Consider the following 16,582-nt stretch of genomic DNA (forward strand, 5'->3'; position numbering starts at 1 on the left):
GGCGGGGCTTCGTCAAGGACAAGAGTCGTGGGCATCGAATGGACAGGTCAAGTCAGCTGTCCTTCGGCGCTTGTTGAGAGAAGGATCCTGCGGTGGCTCCGCCAGCACGCTGGACTCGGCCACCGATGCCTTCCTAAGTCAAGGCACTTATGGAACGATACAAATCATCGGACTCCCTTCGACACCGCTCATTCCGAGAGCTCGCAAGGGTGTTTCCACCGGGCAACGCGTACACCCCTGTCCCGGATCCCATCCGTCTGTCGAGAAGTCTGGAGACCCGCATGGTTGTGGCTGCCGCTCCCCGCGCACCTCGATTCGAGCACCACACGGACGGTTCTCCTGTACTCGGCGTGGGGACTGGTACCCCCCGCTTGTCGTGGACGGTTCCGCAGGCCGACGAGGGCTACGAGCAGACGGCGTACGAGGTCGAGATCAGTCGGAGCGGTAACCGTGAGAGGTACCGGGTGGACAGCGGCGAGCAGGTGCTGGTGCCCTGGCCGGCCGAGCCGCTCGCGTCCCGGGAGTCCGCCCGGGTGTGGGTCCGTGTCGCGCACAAGGAGGAGTGGAGCGAGTGGGGGGCGCCGGCAGTCGTGGAGGCCGGTCTGCTCGAGGCCTCCGACTGGTCCGCTTCCTTCGTGAGTCCGGTCGGCATCGGGGGCATGCACGCACCCGCGCCAGTGCTGAGCGGCTCACTTCACGTGCCGGGCGAGGTGGTCAAGGCCCGGCTGTACGCCACGGCTCACGGTCTGTACGTGGCCACGCTCAACGGCCGCCGCGTCGGCGACCTCGTCCTGACGCCGGGCTGGACCGCCTACCAGCACCGGCTGCGCTACCAGACGTACGACGTCACGGACCTGGTCCGCAGCGGGCCCAACGAGCTGGACTTCCTGCTGGGCAACGGCTGGTACCGGGGCCGGCTCGGTTTCCAGGGCGAGCGCGCGCTCTACGGCGACCGACTCGCGGTGCTGGCGCAGTTGGAGGTCACGACCGCTGACGGCCGCGTGCACGTCCTCGCCACCGACGGCACGTGGACAGCGCGCGAGAGCGAGGTACTCGCCGACGATCTCTACGACGGCCAGCGCACTGACCTGCGGCGGCGGGGCGCAGGCTGGCGCCCGGCCACTGGCGGAGTCGAAGTGACCGGAGGCGACGCCATCCCCCTCGTGGCGTCGGACGGGCCCGGCGTGCGGGCCAGCGCTCTGCTCTCGCCCGAGCGGGTGTGGACCTCACCGTCGGGCCGGACGCTGGTCGACTTCGGCCAGATCGCCGTGGGTTGGGTGCGGTTGCGTGTCCGGGGTCTCGCGCCGGGCAGCGAGGTCGTCGTACGGCACGCGGAAGTCCTGGAGGAGGGGGAACTCGGCACCCGTCCCCTGCGCACGGCCAAGGCAACTGACAGTTACCTCGTCACGGGCACCGACGGGGAACTCCTCGAACCGTCCCTGACGTTCCACGGCTTCCGATACGCGGAGGTGTCCGGTGTGCCGGGCCTGCGCGGTGAGGACATCGAGGCGGTGGTGATCGGATCGGACCTGCGGCGCACGGGCTGGTTCAGCTCCTCGCACGAGCTGCTCAACAAGTTCCACGACAACGTGGTCCGAAGCATGCGCGGCAACTTCGTCGACGTACCCACCGACTGCCCTCAGCGCGACGAACGGCTCGGCTGGACCGGCGACATCCAGGTGTTCGCGCCGACGGCGGCCTTCCTCTTCGACACCGCGGGCTTCCTTGACTCGTGGCTCGCCGACCTTGCGGCCGAACAACAACCCGACGGATCCGTCCCGTTCGTGGTGCCGGACGTGCTGCGCACCCCGTCCCCCAGCGCGGCGGCCTGGGGCGACGCCGCGACGGTGGTGCCGTGGGTGCTGTACCAACGCACCGGGGACCGCGGCGTATTGGAGCGGCAGCTGCCGAGCATGTGCGCCTGGGTGAACCGGATGACCGAACTCGCCGGCCCCGACCGGCTGTGGACGGGCGGCTTTCAGTTCGGCGACTGGCTGGACCCGACCGCACCGCCCGAGGACCCCTACCGGGCCAAGGCCGACCCCGACGTGGTCGCCACCGCACACCTGGCCCGCTCGGCCGAGATCGTGGCCGAGGCGGCCCGCGTGCTGGGCCGGAGCGAGGTGGCGGACCACCACGCAGCCCTGGCGGCCGAGGTCCGCGAGGCGTTCGGACGTGCCTTCGTCACGCCCGCAGGCCGTGTCCTGTCCGACGCGCAGACCGTCTACGCCCTGGCCATCGAGTGGGCACTGCTGCCCGAGGAACAGCGCAAGGAGGCCGGCCGACGGCTGGCGGACCTCGTACGCACCGGCGGCTTTCGCATCGGCACCGGGTTCGTGGGCACCCCACTGGTCACCGACGCACTGACCTCGACCGGACATGCCGACGTCGCCTACCGTCTGCTGCTGCAGACGGGCTGCCCCTCATGGCTCTACCCGGTGACCATGGGCGCGACCACAATCTGGGAGCGCTGGGACAGCATGCTGCCCGACGGCAGCATCAACCCCGGCGAGATGACCTCCTTCAACCACTACGCGCTCGGCGCGGTCGCGGACTGGCTGCACCGGCGGGTCGCCGGCCTCGCCCCCGCCGCGCCCGGGTACCGCGTGATCACCATCCACCCCGTGCCGTCCGCCGCGCTGACCTCCGCCTCGGCCCGCCACGTCACTCCGTACGGCGAAGCTTGCGTGGCCTGGACACGCGCCGACGGACGTTTCCGCCTGGAGGCGCAGGTTCCCGTCGGGACCACCGCGCAGGTCCGGCTGCCCGGCGCCGACGCGCACGAGACCGTCGCACATGGCGAGCATCACTGGGAGGTGCCCGACCCGTTCTCGACCTCCCCCGAGCCGCAGACGCCGGCCACCGTCCGCGATGTGCTCGACGAACCGGCGACCTGGTCCGCGGTAGCCGCTGCGGCTGTCCGGACCGGTGTGGCCCCCGGCGGCGAGGCCGAGGCGGCCCGTCAGCTGGCCGCGCACCTCGACGCGCCCGCGACGGATCTCGCTCGTGCCCTCGCACCGCAGGAGTTCGCACCGGGCGCGGGCGCCTTCCAGCGTGAGGTCGACGCCATCTTCACATCGCTCCCTGACTGACTGCTGGCGGCCACGACGCATGCCATAGGAAGGGATGGGGTTCGTGGGCGGGTGCGGGTTGTGGGTGGTTGATCGCCCCCACAGGGGGAGCTGCAATGTAGCCCCACGCCCCTTTACGGGGCGAAGGGGCCGTCGGCTCGGAAAGTCAGGTCCACGAAACCTTCGCCTATGTGGCGGTGCGTCTCGGCGTCCGGGTGGAGGCCGTCCGGGAGGGGGAGGGTGGTGGCCTCGGACTCGCCGTAGAGGGCGAGGCCGTCGAGGTAGTGGAGGTGAGGGTCGTCCTTCGTGCGCTGGGCCACCGGGGCGGAGAGTTCGTCGCGGATGACGCGGAGGGTCAGCATTCCGGGGGTGGGTCCGTCGGGTCGCCCATGGCGCGGTAGTGGACGCGGCCCTCGGCGAGTTCGGTGACGTCGGGGGAGCCGGGGCCGGGGTGTCCTCGTGGATGGGGCAGAGGATCGGGGAGACGACAAGAAGGGGTGCGGTGGGGTGGCCGTCGCGGAGGCTGGGGGCGACGACCGTCGTCATCCGTGTAGGCATGACCATGACGGTGCGCGGCATGAGTGATCGCCCTGGGCTCTCCTGGCGACGGCCATGGGAAGACGGGCCTACTTGGTGAGCACTGCGGTGCGCCGGGACCAGGAGCCCTCGGCGGCGGCGCTGAGCAGGAACGCGGCGACGTCGGCCCGAGAGATCCTGGGCACGCCGGGCAGGCGGTCGAGCTGCTGCAGGTCGATTGCCTGGACGGTCGTGGCCGGCTTGTTGGTCAGCAGCACCGGGTAGACGAGCGTCCAGTCCAGGGCGGAGGTGGTGAGGATGTGCTCGCCTGCTGCCTTGTCGGTGAAGTTCGCCTTGCCGCCCTTGTAGAGGAACCGGAGGATCCCGGAGGCCTTTGCCAGAGACTCGCCGACGCCGAACGCCGACATGATCAGCACGCGCTTGGTACCACTGGCCTCGGCGGCCTGGACGAGCGCGCGGGTGGTGTCGGTGATCAGGTTCGCGGGGTCCTTGGCCTTGCCGATCCCGAGGGTGCTGACCACCGCGTCCACGCCGCGCATGGCCTCGGTCAGCGCATCGGCGTCGCGGACGTCACCGGCGACCGCGGTCACGCGCTCGCGCTGGGACAGCTTGGCGGGGTCGCGTACGAAGGCGACCACCTCGTGTCCGGCGGCGGTGGCCGCGTCCGTGAAGAGGCCGCCGGTCGCGCCGGTGGCGCCCAGGAGGAGAAATCTCATTGCAGTCAGTCCTTTCAGGAGCCTGGACGGCTCTCGTGTACGAATCTGGTGTTCGCTGCGTCGCACCGGGCAGGCGCAGCTCAGCGCGGGCAGGTTCATCTATGAGCACACCGGCGGCGTTAGCGCGCCTGCTGCAACCGGCTCCCGCTAATGGGGCAGGTCCGGGCAGCTACTGCATCTACTGCTGACGGGAACCCGTTCCTCGCAGCCGGGTACGTCGTGTGCGGTCACCGCCCTGACCCGGCCGAGGCCTTGGCTTCCGCCCATTCCTTGAAGGGCTGGTTCATCCGCTCGAAGTTCTCCAGGGTCCGGTCGATGATGCTGCTCATCACGGGTACCAGCAGCCCCGTAAACCTCTCGCCCTGGATCACCCGCGTCCCGCCGTTGTGCGGGTTGAGGGCAAAGCCGTGATCGCCGCCGAAGAGGCCCGGAATGGGCAGCCCGCCGGCCCAGCGGAGTTCGATGCCCTCCGTCACGGCTGTCACCCGAGCCTTGAAATTGACCGGGCGGCCCTTCGCGGGCTGCGTCCGCAGGGCCAACGTGGCCCCGACCCGAAGCTCTCCGGTCAGCGCACGGATGTACGGATTCCAGTCCGGATAGCGGGTGAAGTCCGTCGGGGCCTCCCACACCAGCCCGGGGCTCGCGTCTATGTCGATATACGTGCTGACCTCTCGCATTTGGTACTTCCCGCTGGCCGCGCTGGCGACGACTCGCTTGCACGGGAGCATGGCCGCTCCCATGCTCGGCGGTGCGACTCAGGTGAGGCACGCCCGTCGATGCGGCTTCCCTTGGACCCACTCCGCCATTTTTGCTACAAGCTAGCAAAGGTGAAACTCAGTAGCAAGTTCGAGTCATGGGATCGCTCTCGAGGGCTAGCGCTGAATGCAGCCATGAATTCCAGGTGGTCGAACCGGTGCGCATGGGCATGCGAGACAGTGGGAATCTGCCGCCGCAGTCCCGCGTACCGGCGCCCCTCGGCCGCAGCTACGGTGCAGGGACGTGGGTGACGCCTGCCAGGAGGCGGTCAGGACGGGCGGAGAGACACCGACGGGCGTCGTGTCCCTGTGTCTCCTTACGGTCGTCGCCACCTTCCTGCGGGCCACGCGTACAAGGAGACCGCCGAGAACCGGGACCCGGTCTGCCACCACTGATGGACGTGGGGGCAGACCGGGGAACGCGACGCCGCGTGAATGTCTCAGTCCGCAATCTCGGCCTCTCGCGGCCGAGAAGATGACCGTGCTGTCTCCGGAAGACTCTGGAAGAACCCTCGGATGTCGGCGACCAGTAGATCGGGCTGCTCCATGGCGGGGAAGTGGCCGCCGCGGTCGAACTCGGACCAGTGCGTGATGGTGTTGGTGGCTTCGGCGAAGCGGCGGATGGTGAGGCTGAGGTCCTTGGGGAAGACCGCGACACCGGTTGGGGTGGTGGAGGGTTCCGGCTGCCGGCCCCAGGAGGCGGCGGACTCGCGGTACAGGCGAGCCGCGGAGGCTGCCGTGCCGGTGAGCCAGTACACCATGACGTCGGTCAGCATCTGGTCGCGGTCCACCGCGTCCTCGGGCGCGTCGACGGAGTCGGTCCAGTCCTTGAACTTCTCCACGATCCAGGCGAGTTGGCCGACCGGGGAGTCGTGCAGGGCGAAGGCGAGCGTCTGTGGCCGGGTGGACTGGACGGCCGCGTAGCCGAACAGCTCCCGCTGGTAGCGCTCTCCGTGCTTCAGACGTGCCTGCTCCTCGTCGGTGAAGGGCGCGGCGTCCGGGGGAGGCGGAGCGCCGATCATGGTGACGTGGACGCCGACGATGTGTTCGGCGTCGATGCGGCCCAGTTCGCGGGTTATGGACGATCCCCAGTCGCTGCCGTGGGTGCCGTAGCGGGTGTAGCCGAGTCGGCTCATCAACTGCGCCCAGGAGCGGGCGACGCGTTCGACGTTCCAGCCCGTCTCGCGGGTGGGGCCCGAGAAGCCGTAGCCGGGGATGGAGGGGACGACGAGGTGGAAGGACTCGCTCAACGGCTCGATGATGTCGAGGAGTTCGACGAGGGAGCCGGGCCAGCCGTGGGTGGTGATCAGGGGCAGGGCGTCGGGGTTCGCTGAACGGACGTGCAGGAAGTGCACGTTCTGGCCGTCGAGCTCGGTGGTGAACTGCGGGAAGGAGTTCAGGCGTGTCTCGTGGACGCGCCAGTCGTAGGAGTGGCGCCAGTAGTGGACCAGCTCTTTGACGTAGTCGAGGGGGATGCCGTACTCCCAGCCGACGCCGGGGAGTTCGTCGGGCCAGCGGGTGCGGTCGAGGCGGTCGTGCAGATCGTCCAGCTGGGACTGGGGGATGTCGATGCGGAAGGGGGTGATCGCGTTCATGTGGGGGCTTTCCTGGTTCGGGCCGGGCGGTGGAGAGGCCGGAGCTGCGACTGCCCGGCGACGGTGGCGGGTGGTGATCAACAGTCAAGCCAGGTGATCACAGGCCCTGGACGAGCCCATGACCCGTGGCAGCTCTCTTCGACGTCGAGATACGCAAGGTCATATGCGGCACGAACGATGGACAAGGTCAACGCCCGCCACCCGCAAGGTCGTCCGCTGAAGGCGGTACCTGCCGGAGGCGGCCTGGTGCTGGTCGGCGAGGGCCGGTACCCGGACGCCGACCGCCTGTGGCCTTCCGTGATCCTCCCGGTACGGCAGCGGCGGGGCAGCTCGGCATCACGCGCTCGCACGGCTCCCCTGGTCGGGATCGGGCGCCGCGGCCACTGCTTCATCGGTCTGCTCAGGCAGGTCGAGGCTGCTGCGCAGGTCGACCGGTTTGAGGAGGACGGCTGCGATGACGGCGAGAAGGGCTGCGGCGGCCGCGAGGAGGAAGACGTGTGCCGTCGCGTCACCGTACGCGACGCGGATGATCTCCCGCAGTGCGGGAGAGTCCGAGTCTGCGCCGGACAGCCCGGCGGAGGCAAGGCCGCTCGCGGTCCCGTCCTCGACCTGGCGGGCCAGGACGGCGCCGAGGACGGCGACGCCGATCGTGCCGCCGAGGGAGCGGAAGAACGTCACCGTGGAGCTCGCCGCCCCGATGTCCTTCAGCGGCACGGTGTTCTGCACGGCGAGTACGAAGTTCTGCAGTGTCATGCCGACGCCCATCCCGACACACAGCATCGACACGGCCAGGAAGACCATGGGGGTCTTGTTGTCGATGACGCCGAGGCCCGTGCAGCCGGCGGTGAGCAGTGCGGCGCCGGTGATGAGGAACGGCTTGATCTTCCCGCTGCGGCTGATCAGCCGGCCGGCGACGATGGAGGCGATCAGGATGCCGGCCATCATCGGAATGGTCAGCAGGCCGGCTTCGGTGGGGGTGTGGCCGCGGCTGAGCTGGAAGTACTGGCTGAGGAAGACCGAGGCGCCGAACATGGCCGTACCGACGGCCAGGCTGCCGAGGATGGCCAGGGCGGTGGTGCGCTGCCGCACGATGGCGAGTGGGACGATCGGTTCGGTGGCGTGCTTCTCCACCCACAGGGCGGCGGCGAGCAGGGCCAGTCCGCCGGACAGCATGGCGGCGGTCTGCCACGAGGCCCAGGTGAAGGAGTTGTCGACGAAGGACACCCAGATGAGCAGGACACTGACCCCGGAGGCGATCAGGGTGGCCCCCAGGTAGTCGATCTGCACGTTCTCGCGGCGCAGGAGAGGAAGGTTCAGCGTCCGCTGGAGGAGGAAGGACGCGACGGCGGCGAGCGGAATGGCGATGAAGAAGCTCCACCGCCAGCCCAGCCACGAGGTGTCGACGATGACACCGCCGAGGAGCGGCCCACCGATGGTCGATGTCGAGGTGGTGCCGCTGAGGTAAGCGCTGTAACGGCCGCGCTCGCGAGGCGGGATGATGGCGGCGATGGCGATTTGGACGAGCGCCTGCGCGCCTCCCACGCCGACGCCCTGGAGGGCCCGCGCGGCGATCAGTTGCCCGCCCGTCTGGCTGATCCCGGACGCCACGGTGCCGAGCACGAAGATGACGATGGCGACCTGGAGAAGGGACTTCTTGCTGAAGAGGTCGGCGAGCTTGCCCCAGATCGGGGTCGTCGCCGTCGTGGTGAGGAGGCTCGCGGTGACGACCCACGTGTACTGGGTCTGTGTCCCGTGCACGTCTTCGATGATCTTCGGTAGCGCGCTGGAGACCACCGTGCTGCTGAGGGTCGAGACGAAGAGTGCGAGGAGCAGGCCGCTGAGCGCCTTCAGTACCTGCCGTTGGGACGTGGGGGACGCCTCCGTGAGAGTCGACTCGTTCACTGTGCTCCTCGACGGGTTTCAGGTCACCGGTTTGCTGTGCATCACGCTCGACGGGCGCAGGCAGGACATCGCGGTCGCCGGCGCTGGAACGGCAGGAGGCTCAGCTGACGTAAGGGGAGAGGGGTGCGCGCGGGCCAGGACGGGCGTCGGCCTTCGCGCACCCCTGGTAGGCAGGCTTGCAGGGAGTCAGGAGCGTGTGGCCTGCGCGTTCCCGATGAGCGGGCGGTCCAGCGCGTCGGCGGTGCGGCCGAGGAGTTGCAGGTTGCGGGCGCCGAAGTCGACCGTGAGTGGGTGTCCGGAGATGTACCGCGCCGCATGGGAGTTGAGGAACACGACGGGGTCTGCCATCTCCTCCGGCGTGGCCAGACGTTGGTTCAGGCCGGCCCGCGACTCAAGCGATGCGCGTCCGCCGGCCATCACGGCGAAGTCGGACGTCAGACCGGTCTCGGTGCTCGTCGGGAGGACGGCGTTGACCCGGATTCCGCGGCTTCCGAGCGCGGTGGCGCTGTGCGCCATGAACAGGTTGAGCAGCCGCTTGGAGAGGGGGTAAGCGGCCGGCCCGGGCTGGTCGTTGAGACCGAGTGCTTCGATCGCGTCGACGGTGGCATCCCACCCGGCGACGTGGATCAGCCCTTTGAGTTCCTCCTGGTAGCGCTCCCAGTTGATACCGCCCATGGAGGTCACATAGACGATGGCGCCGCCGTCGCCCATCCGCGCCTCCAGGTGCGTGTCCGAGATGTACTTGTAGGCGCCGAAGTTGATCAGCAGCGTGGTGTTGTAGTCGTGATGGAGACCTGAGACTCCGGCCACGCCGAAGAACGCGTCGATGTGCTCGGGGAGTTTCGCGAATGCACGGTCGATGTCGTCGCGCAGTGCCAGGTCCGCCTGGATCGCGGAGGCGAGGCCCGGCAGGTCGGTCGGCGCGTAGTCGATGGCGTGGACCTCCGCGCCCAGTTCGACGAGTCGCTTCGCCGTCGCCCTGCCGATCCCGGAGGCGCTGCCGGTCACGACCGCCGTCCTGCCGGTGTACTGAAGGTAGTCGTTCATGTGTCTGATTCCTCTCGCCTGCGCCTGCGCCCGGTGGCGGGTGCGGGCCTGCCGTGTCTGTGGGAGTGGTGCGTCAGGGAAGCGGGAGCGAGAGCGCGGACCCGATGGTCTTGGTCTCGGTGTAGGCCTCGAAGCCCTCGCGGCCGCCCTCGCGGCCGATGCCGCTGGCCTTGTAACCGCCGAAGGGGGCGTCCCCGCCGGAGAACGAGCCACCGTTGATCATGAAGCTGCCGGTTCGGATGGCGCGTGCGATGCGCAGGGCGCGCTCCGTCGAGGCCGAGGCGACGTATCCGGCGAGGCCGTACCGGCTCGCGTTGGCCAGCTGGATCGCCTCTTCGTCGGTGTCGAACGGGGTCGCGGTGAGCACCGGTCCGAAGATCTCCTCCTGTGCGATGGTGGAGTCGTTGTCGACGTCGACGAAGAGTGTCGGCTCCACCCAGAAGCCCGCGCGGTCGGGGACGCCGCCGCCGACCGCGAGCCTCGCGCCCTCTTCCTGGCCGATGCGGATGTAGTCGGCGACGCGGTCGCGCTGGCGGGCCGAGATGATCGGGCCGGCCAGCGTGCCCTGGTCCTGAGGGTCACCCCAGGACACCTGCTGGAACGCCTGTGTAAGGCCGGCGACGACCTGGTCGTAGACCTTGCGGTGCACGAGCAGTCGGGTCGGCAGTGCGCAACCCTGGCCCGAGTGGGCGAGCGCGCCGAGCGCCTGCGGGATGGCCTGTGTGAGGTCCGCGTCGTCGAGGATGATCGACGCGCTCTTGCCGCCGAGCTCCAGCATCGTGCGCTTGAAGGTCGGCGCGGCGAGTTCGAGGACGCGCTGCCCCGTGGCCGTGGAGCCGGTGAACGACACCATGTCGACGCGCGGGTCGGTCAGGAGGAGTTCGGCCGCGTCAAGGTTGCTGGTCGGCACCACGTTGACCACGCCGGCCGGGATGTTGGTGCGCTCGGCGATGAGCCGGCCGATGCGAGTGGCGTTCCATGGTGTCTCGGGGGCGGGCTTCGCGACGACCGTGTTGCCGGTGGCGAGAGCGCCGGCGAGCTTGCCGAGCAGCAACCTGAAGGGGAAGTTCCAGGGCGTGATGGCGGCGACGACGCCGACGGGCTCCTTGACCACCCACCGCTCGCTGGGCTCGTTGGTGAACCGGTTGACGGTGTCGTCGAGTCGGCGCACCCACTCGAACTGCTCGATGTGGTCGATGTGCCATTGGAACAGCTTCAGAGGCTCTTCCAGCTGAGCACCGAAGGTGAGCATGCGCGGAGCTCCGACCTCCGCGATGAGTTCCTCGCGCAGCTCGTCCTTCTCCTCGACCAGCGCGTCGAGGAGCTGGGTCAGGACGCGCTTGCGGAACTGCCGGTCGACGGCCCAGTCCGTCTCCTCGAACGCGCGCCGGGCCGCGGCGATCGCGTCGAGCATGTCCTCCCGGCCGGCGTCGGCGACCTTGCCCAGAACGGTGCCGTCCGCCGGGTTGAGCACCTCGAACGTGCCGCTGCCCGCGGCGCTACGGAGCTCTCCGTCGATCAGCAGGCGCTCCTCGTGCGGGGACGCTGTCGACGGCGGACCTGATGGAGTAGTGGACATCGTCTATCTCCTCATGTGAGGGGCTGAAGTTGCCGAGGTGAGGTATCGGCGTCGTCGGAGGTCAGGACTCCACTGCGGGGACTGTGGTGCGTACGCCGTCGTGCCACGCCCCGCCGCTCGCGATCGCCTGCCGCCATGGGCGGATCGCCTTGGGCGGCATGCCGACGGCGAGGGTGCCGGTGACGCGGTCGCCGGTGCGGTACGCGGCGACGAACTTCCGCTCGGCCAAGTCGCCCTCGACGAGGGCGACTTCGTCGTGGCCGCGGAGATAGCCGTAGGCCTGGATCTTCATGTCGTACTGGTCGGACCAGAAGTACGGCACCGGCGTGAAGGGTTTGCCCGCCTCGGGGTGCAGCAGGTTGCGGGCGGCGGCCATGCCCTGTTCGGCCGCGTTGGTACGGTGCTCGATGCGCATCGACGTGCCGAACAGCGGGTTGTACCAGCGGGCGACGTCACCGGCCGCGAACACGTTCGGGGCGGCCTCGCAGTACTCGTTGCACACCACGCCGTCCCCGACGATCAGGCCGCTGCCCGCGAGCCACTCGGTGTTGGGCAGGGAGCCGACGGCGACCAGCACCTCGTCGGCCTCGATCTCCGAGCCGTCCGCGAGCCGCACGCCGTCCTCGGTCACCTCCGTGACGGTGACCCCGCAGCGCAGTTTCACGCCCCGCTCCAGATGGGCGTTGGTCAGGACCCTGCCGACCTCCATGCCGACGGCGTGGGCCAGTGGCACCGGGGCGGGTTCGAAGAGCGTGACCTCGCAGCCGAGCCGCCAGGCGACGGCGGCGGCCTCCGCGCCGAGGAACCCGGCGCCCACCACGACCAGCCGCCGCCCCGGGGTGAGCCGCTCCCGCAGGGTCAGCGCGTCGTCGAGGGTTCGCAGGACGTGCGCGCCCTCGCCGGGCAGCCGGCGCGGCCGGACCCCGGTGGCCACGATCAGCCCGTCGTAGGGGAGGGCGGATCCGTCGGCCAACTCGACGGTTCGGGCGGCCGGTTCGAGGCCGGTGGCCGCCACGCCGAGCCGCAGGTCGAGGTCGAGCGCGGCCAGCGCGTCGGGGGTGCGCAGCGCCAGCCGCTTGGGCTCCCACTCCGCGGCCAGGATCTGCTTGGACAGGGGCGGGCGGTCGTACGGGGCGAGCGGTTCGTCGCCGACCAGGGTGAGGGTGCCGTCGTAGCCCTCCCGGCGGAGGGTCTCGGCCGCCGCGAGTCCGGCGGCCGAGGCACCGACGACGACGATCCGCCTCACTGCTCGACCAGCCGGATGGCGGCGGCCGGGCAGACCGCGACGGCCTCCTTGACGTCGTCGAGTCGGTCGTCGCCGACCTGCTCCTCCAGGAGGATCGCGATGCCGTCGTCGTCCTGGTCGAAGACATCCATCGCGGCGAGCACGCACTGCCCGGAGGCGACGCACTTGTCGGCTTCCAGCTCCACCTTCATGGGATTCCCCTTACTTGCTTCGCTCGTGTTCTTGGTTCGTTCGCGGGACGGGGAGCTGTCACCAGGAGACGGGCAGTTCGTGCACGCCGTAGATGAACGCGTCGTTCTTGAACCGGACGTCCTCCAGCGCGCAGGCCAGCTTCAGCGTGGGAATGCGCTTGTAGAGGGTGCCGTACACGACTTGGAGTTCCATCCGGGCCAGCGGCTGGCCCAGGCACTGGTGGACGCCGAAGCCGAAGGCGACGTGGCGGCGGGCGTCGCGGGTGAGGTCGAGCCGGTCCGGGTCGGGGAACACCTCGGGGTCGCGGTTGGCGATCTCGTTGGCCATGATGACGCCCTCGCCGGCCCTGACGACCTGGCCGGCGATCTCGATGTCCTCGGTGACCGCGCGGCGCCGCCCGAGGTGGGTGATGTTCAGGTAGCGCAGCAGTTCCTCGACCGCGCCCGCGACGAACTTCGGGTCGTCGCTGTCGCGCAGCAGGGCGAGCTGGTCGGGGTTCTGGAGTAGGGCGAGGGTGCCGAGGGCGATCATGTTCGCGGTGGTCTCGTGGCCCGCGATCAGCAGGAGCAGGGCCATCTCGGTGGCCTGTTGGTGGTCGATCTCCCCGGCCGTGACGCGACCGGCGATGCTGGAGAGCAGGTCGTCCTTCGGCTCGGCGAGCCGCTTGGCGATCTGACCGGCCAGGTATCCGGCCATCTCCCGGGTCGCCACACCGCGTTGCTCGGGGGTCGCGGTCGTGCGGACCATCGTCTTGGTGTTCTCCTGGAACAGCGCGTGGTCGTCGTAGGGCACGCCGAGCAGTTCGCAGATCACCAGGGAGGGGATCGGCAGGGCGAACTCCTCCACGAGGTCCACCGGGCCCGGCCGGTTCAGCATCCCGTCGATCAGGTCGTCGACGATCCTCTGCACGGCGGGCCGCAGGGCCTCTACTTTCTTCACGGCGAACGGGGCCGTCACCATCCGGCGCAGCCGGGCGTGTTCGGGGTCGTCCATCATGATGAAGCTGAGCTTGCCCTCGCCGCCCTCGGGACTGGCCTTGGTCGGGTAGCCGGGGCTGTCGGTGTCGGCGCTGACTCGGGCGTCGCCGAGGATGGCGCGCTGGTCGGCGTACCGGGTCACGAGCCACGGTTCGCTGCCGTCCCACAGCCGCACCTTCGTCAGGGGCGTCTTCTCCTGGAGGTCCTTCAGGGCGGGCGGCGGGTCGAAGGGGCAGCGGGCCTCCCGGGCCATCGGGAACTCGGGGGGCGAGTCCGGTGCCTCGGGAACGGGTCCTGCCAGGGTGTCGGCCATGGTTCTCCTCGGTGGTGGGGGCTCCGCTCGAGAGTGGGAGCGCCGGGGTGAAGTGGTCGAGGCCTCGATGAGCACATGCAAACAGAGCGGGCTGACGGCTTCCGATCAGTTCCCTGACAGAGAGCTGACGTGATGCAGATCACAGACGCGTCGGGGTGGCCAAATGCCTTGCTGTGTAGAGGAGTTGCAAGCACAGGCGCCGTTTGGTGCGGCAGGTCAGTGCTCGGCGTCGGCGTGCCCGAGCCAGTAGCCGAACCCTCGGCGTGTGTGAATCAGGCCGGGCGCGTCACGGTCGACCTTGCGCCGCAGCCGGGAGACGAGTTGCTCGATGGAGTTGTCGCCGCGGTGGCCGCCCCAGACGTGCTGTCCGATCTGCTCCTTGGAGAGCACCCTGTGGGCGTTGGTCAGCAGATGGCGCAGCAGCCGGTACTCGGCCGGGGTCAGGTCCAGGGTGCGGGTGCCGCGGCGCGCCTCGCGCAGGGTGTCGTCCAGGACCAGGTCGCGGTAGCTGAGCGTGCCGTCCCGCGGATGCCCGGGGCGCGCATCCCGCAGCAGGACCTGCACCCGGGCCAGCACCTCGGCCACCCGGAAGGGCTTGGTGACGTAGTCCCGCTCTCCCGGGCCCAGTTCGGGCACGAGGGCGCCCAGCGAGTCGTACTCCGTCAGGACGAGCACCGGGGGGCGGTGGACCACGACGGGCCGTTCCTGGGCCAGGCTCACCATGTCCGGCAGCGCCGAGTCGACGACCATCAGGTCGAACCGCTGCTCCTCGAGCCGCTCCAGAGCCTCGCCCCCGGTCCTGGCCAGGGCGGTGCGGTATCCCGCCAACTCCAGGGTGGTGGAGAGGAGTTCGGCAACGCCCGGCTCATGGACGACGAGCAGGAGGTGCTGACCGGCTCCCCGGGCGAGTGCCGGTTTCGCTCGGGCGCCACTGCCGTCCATGCGCTCCACCCTACCGCTCCGCTTGCCTAACTCAACTAATTCCCGCGAGGGTTCGGGTTCGGGATCAGGGCGTTGGCATGAGCGGTGCCAGCCACATGCCGACAGAGCGCGCGTGGCCCTCAGGCGCGTTCGGCCCCAAGGTGTAGCGGACTACACCATCGGTTCGGGAGGCTGGTCCCTCGTGTCGGCGAGCGGCCGGCGGGATCGTGGTCCCCAGAGATCACAACAGATCCGCACCTCACAGTGCACCCCGCCGTCTCCCCTTCCCACGAAGGGCACTGTCATGAAGCCGCCGCTTGCCCCCGTGCGATCGTCCGTCGCCGACCTGTCGCTCTGGTCGTTCCGCGCAACTGAAAGGCAGGACCCCTCTATGTCCGCTGACAGCCGACCCCGTCGTACTGCCTCCGTCGCCACCGCCGTAGCCGCAGTCATCCTCACCGCAGGAATGGCCACTGGATGCGATGACGCGGACGGCTCGAAAGCAGACAACTCGCTGGACTGCCTGCGGAACGCCGGGACGATCGCCGACAGCGTCCAGGCGATCCATGAGGCCGGCCTGGATGCGGCGAAGGATCCCGATCGGACCGAGGAGTCCATCGAAACCATTGAGAACAACCTCGACAAGATCGACAAGGTCGACGGCGGGACGGCCGACGACAAGGTCGGCAAGGCGATTGACGACCTCAAGGACGCGATCGCCAGCTACAACAAGGCCGTCCTCGACGGTGACAGCGCCCCGGACGCCAGCCGGATCGATGCCGCGGCCGACGCACTGAAGAACGTCTGCACGTCGTAACGCAGACCGGCCGAATTCCCACACGGCGGCGCACCTGGCCTGGACGCCCCGGGCGGTGGTTTCTTACGACAGGGAACGAGCGCATGAGCGGGGTCCGGCGGGCGGAGGAGTGCGTGCTCCCTCGCACCCATCACGTCCTCAAGCGCATCCGTCGCCGCCCCTCCCAGCCCCGTACCGAAGTGTCCGCTTCCCCTTCGCACAGGACTCCCACCGATGATCAGCAGCATGCTACGGCGGTTCCGCGGTCCCCCTCGCACCGGCGAAGGTCGCGGTGGCCCGGGGCGCTCCTCGCCGGCATCTCCTGTATCGCGCTGCTGTGGCGCCGTATGCGGCCCCGCATCACGACAGCGGTGACCATCGCTTGCGCCACCGTGATGGCCGCTGTCGGTTACGTTCTCACCGTCATGCTGCTGGGACCGCTCATGGCCGCGCTCCACTCGCCGGCCGTGCGCTCCGACCGCAAGACGGCCAACTCCTTCACCTTCACCGGTATAGCGGTGCTCCTGCCCACGGCGCTGATTGCCGGCCCCGCCGCCGCTTCCCGCCCGGACGGACCTCACGGCGTACCGCATCGTGCAGGAGGCACTCACCAACGTCACCAAGCACGCCCCCACTGGCACGGCCGAGGTACGGCTCACTTACGCCGACGACCTGCTGGCCATCACCATCACCAACAGCGGGAGCACGGCGTCGACCGACCCGGCCTTCCCTCACAGCGGCTACGGGCTCATCGGCATGCGCGAGCGCGCCCACGCGGCCGGCGGCCGTCTGCGCGCGGGCCATCGGCCACGGGGCGGATTCGAGGTCGTCGCGGAACCGCCGTTGCGCCTGCTCCCTCTCGAAGACCCCCCGGCGAAGGAGTACACGGCGCCATGAACCCAGTACGTCAGCGGCCCGCGCGCCCCCGAACGATC

Annotated in this window: 13 protein-coding genes and 1 pseudogene; 3 read left to right on the forward strand and 11 right to left on the reverse strand. The window is 69.5% G+C overall.

All coding sequences use genetic code 11. The annotated features are described in order from the left end of the window. Positions 1-281 precede the first annotated feature (281 nt). A complete protein-coding gene (locus ACTWQO_RS10800) occupies positions 282-3,092 on the forward strand; it encodes a family 78 glycoside hydrolase catalytic domain (RefSeq protein ID WP_443237003.1) in 2,811 nt (936 codons plus the stop codon). Positions 3,093-3,205: 113 nt separating this feature from the next. Here ACTWQO_RS10800 and ACTWQO_RS10805 read toward each other — a convergent pair. The 11 genes and pseudogenes from ACTWQO_RS10805 to ACTWQO_RS10855 all read right to left on the reverse strand — a co-directional run. Further along, positions 3,206-3,596, reverse strand: a pseudogene (locus ACTWQO_RS10805) (lipase); the annotation flags it as partial. A 101-nt stretch (positions 3,597-3,697) separates the two neighbouring features. Then, positions 3,698-4,324, reverse strand: coding sequence for an NAD(P)-dependent oxidoreductase (locus ACTWQO_RS10810; protein ID WP_443237004.1), 627 nt, complete (start codon positions 4,322-4,324; stop codon positions 3,698-3,700). A 227-nt stretch (positions 4,325-4,551) separates the two neighbouring features. Further along, positions 4,552-5,001 carry an SRPBCC family protein gene (locus ACTWQO_RS10815; protein WP_443237005.1) on the reverse strand — a complete coding sequence of 150 codons (450 nt, stop codon included), beginning with the start codon at positions 4,999-5,001 and terminating at the stop codon, positions 4,552-4,554. A gap of 518 nt (positions 5,002-5,519) precedes the next feature. Beyond that, positions 5,520-6,674 carry an epoxide hydrolase family protein gene (locus tag ACTWQO_RS10820; protein ID WP_443237006.1) on the reverse strand — a complete coding sequence of 385 codons (1,155 nt, stop codon included), beginning with the start codon at positions 6,672-6,674 and terminating at the stop codon, positions 5,520-5,522. A gap of 336 nt (positions 6,675-7,010) precedes the next feature. After that, positions 7,011-8,576, reverse strand: coding sequence for an MFS transporter (locus ACTWQO_RS10825; protein ID WP_443237007.1), 1,566 nt, complete (start codon positions 8,574-8,576; stop codon positions 7,011-7,013). A 186-nt stretch (positions 8,577-8,762) separates the two neighbouring features. Then, on the reverse strand, positions 8,763-9,623 hold the full coding sequence (locus ACTWQO_RS10830; protein ID WP_443237008.1) for an SDR family oxidoreductase: 861 nt from the start codon (positions 9,621-9,623) through the stop codon (positions 8,763-8,765). 73 nt (positions 9,624-9,696) lie between these two features. Then, the gene (locus ACTWQO_RS10835) at positions 9,697-11,202 is read right to left on the reverse strand and encodes an aldehyde dehydrogenase family protein (RefSeq protein WP_443237009.1); all 1,506 of its coding nucleotides are present in this window, start codon (positions 11,200-11,202) and stop codon (positions 9,697-9,699) included. 61 nt (positions 11,203-11,263) lie between these two features. After that, complete coding sequence (locus ACTWQO_RS10840) at positions 11,264-12,448, reverse strand: NAD(P)/FAD-dependent oxidoreductase (protein ID WP_443237010.1); 1,185 nt, start codon at positions 12,446-12,448, stop codon at positions 11,264-11,266. Beyond that, a complete protein-coding gene (locus ACTWQO_RS10845; protein WP_189146035.1) occupies positions 12,445-12,639 on the reverse strand; it encodes a ferredoxin in 195 nt (64 codons plus the stop codon). Before ACTWQO_RS10845 ends, ACTWQO_RS10840 begins: the two co-directional genes overlap by 4 nt. Positions 12,640-12,697: 58 nt before the next feature. Continuing rightward, a complete protein-coding gene (locus tag ACTWQO_RS10850; RefSeq protein ID WP_443237011.1) occupies positions 12,698-13,930 on the reverse strand; it encodes a cytochrome P450 in 1,233 nt (410 codons plus the stop codon). A 216-nt stretch (positions 13,931-14,146) separates the two neighbouring features. After that, complete coding sequence (locus ACTWQO_RS10855) at positions 14,147-14,872, reverse strand: response regulator transcription factor (protein ID WP_443237012.1); 726 nt, start codon at positions 14,870-14,872, stop codon at positions 14,147-14,149. 283 nt (positions 14,873-15,155) lie between these two features. On the opposite strand from ACTWQO_RS10855, the gene ACTWQO_RS10860 reads away from it, so the two are divergent. After that, the gene (locus tag ACTWQO_RS10860; protein ID WP_443237013.1) at positions 15,156-15,668 is read left to right on the forward strand and encodes a hypothetical protein; all 513 of its coding nucleotides are present in this window, start codon (positions 15,156-15,158) and stop codon (positions 15,666-15,668) included. Between the two features lie 573 nt (positions 15,669-16,241). Further along, the gene (locus ACTWQO_RS10865) at positions 16,242-16,544 is read left to right on the forward strand and encodes an ATP-binding protein (protein WP_443237014.1); all 303 of its coding nucleotides are present in this window, start codon (positions 16,242-16,244) and stop codon (positions 16,542-16,544) included. Positions 16,545-16,582 lie beyond the last annotated feature (38 nt).

Origin of the sequence: Streptomyces sp. 4N124 (genome assembly GCF_052245395.1) — a bacterium.
Lineage (GTDB): Bacteria > Actinomycetota > Actinomycetes > Streptomycetales > Streptomycetaceae > Streptomyces.

Coding starts and splice junctions, on each gene's coding strand:
- ACTWQO_RS10820 (WP_443237006.1), bottom strand. CDS start 6,674: ATGAACGCGATCACCCCCTTCCGCATCGACATCCCCCAGTCCCAGCTG.
- ACTWQO_RS10850 (WP_443237011.1), bottom strand. CDS start 13,930: ATGGCCGACACCCTGGCAGGACCCGTTCCCGAGGCACCGGACTCGCCC.
- ACTWQO_RS10855 (WP_443237012.1), bottom strand. CDS start 14,872: ATGGACGGCAGTGGCGCCCGAGCGAAACCGGCACTCGCCCGGGGAGCC.
- ACTWQO_RS10810 (WP_443237004.1), bottom strand. CDS start 4,324: ATGAGATTTCTCCTCCTGGGCGCCACCGGCGCGACCGGCGGCCTCTTC.
- ACTWQO_RS10830 (WP_443237008.1), bottom strand. CDS start 9,623: ATGAACGACTACCTTCAGTACACCGGCAGGACGGCGGTCGTGACCGGC.
- ACTWQO_RS10800 (WP_443237003.1), top strand. CDS start 282: ATGGTTGTGGCTGCCGCTCCCCGCGCACCTCGATTCGAGCACCACACG.
- ACTWQO_RS10815 (WP_443237005.1), bottom strand. CDS start 5,001: ATGCGAGAGGTCAGCACGTATATCGACATAGACGCGAGCCCCGGGCTG.
- ACTWQO_RS10845 (WP_189146035.1), bottom strand. CDS start 12,639: ATGAAGGTGGAGCTGGAAGCCGACAAGTGCGTCGCCTCCGGGCAGTGC.
- ACTWQO_RS10860 (WP_443237013.1), top strand. CDS start 15,156: ATGAAGCCGCCGCTTGCCCCCGTGCGATCGTCCGTCGCCGACCTGTCG.
- ACTWQO_RS10835 (WP_443237009.1), bottom strand. CDS start 11,202: ATGTCCACTACTCCATCAGGTCCGCCGTCGACAGCGTCCCCGCACGAG.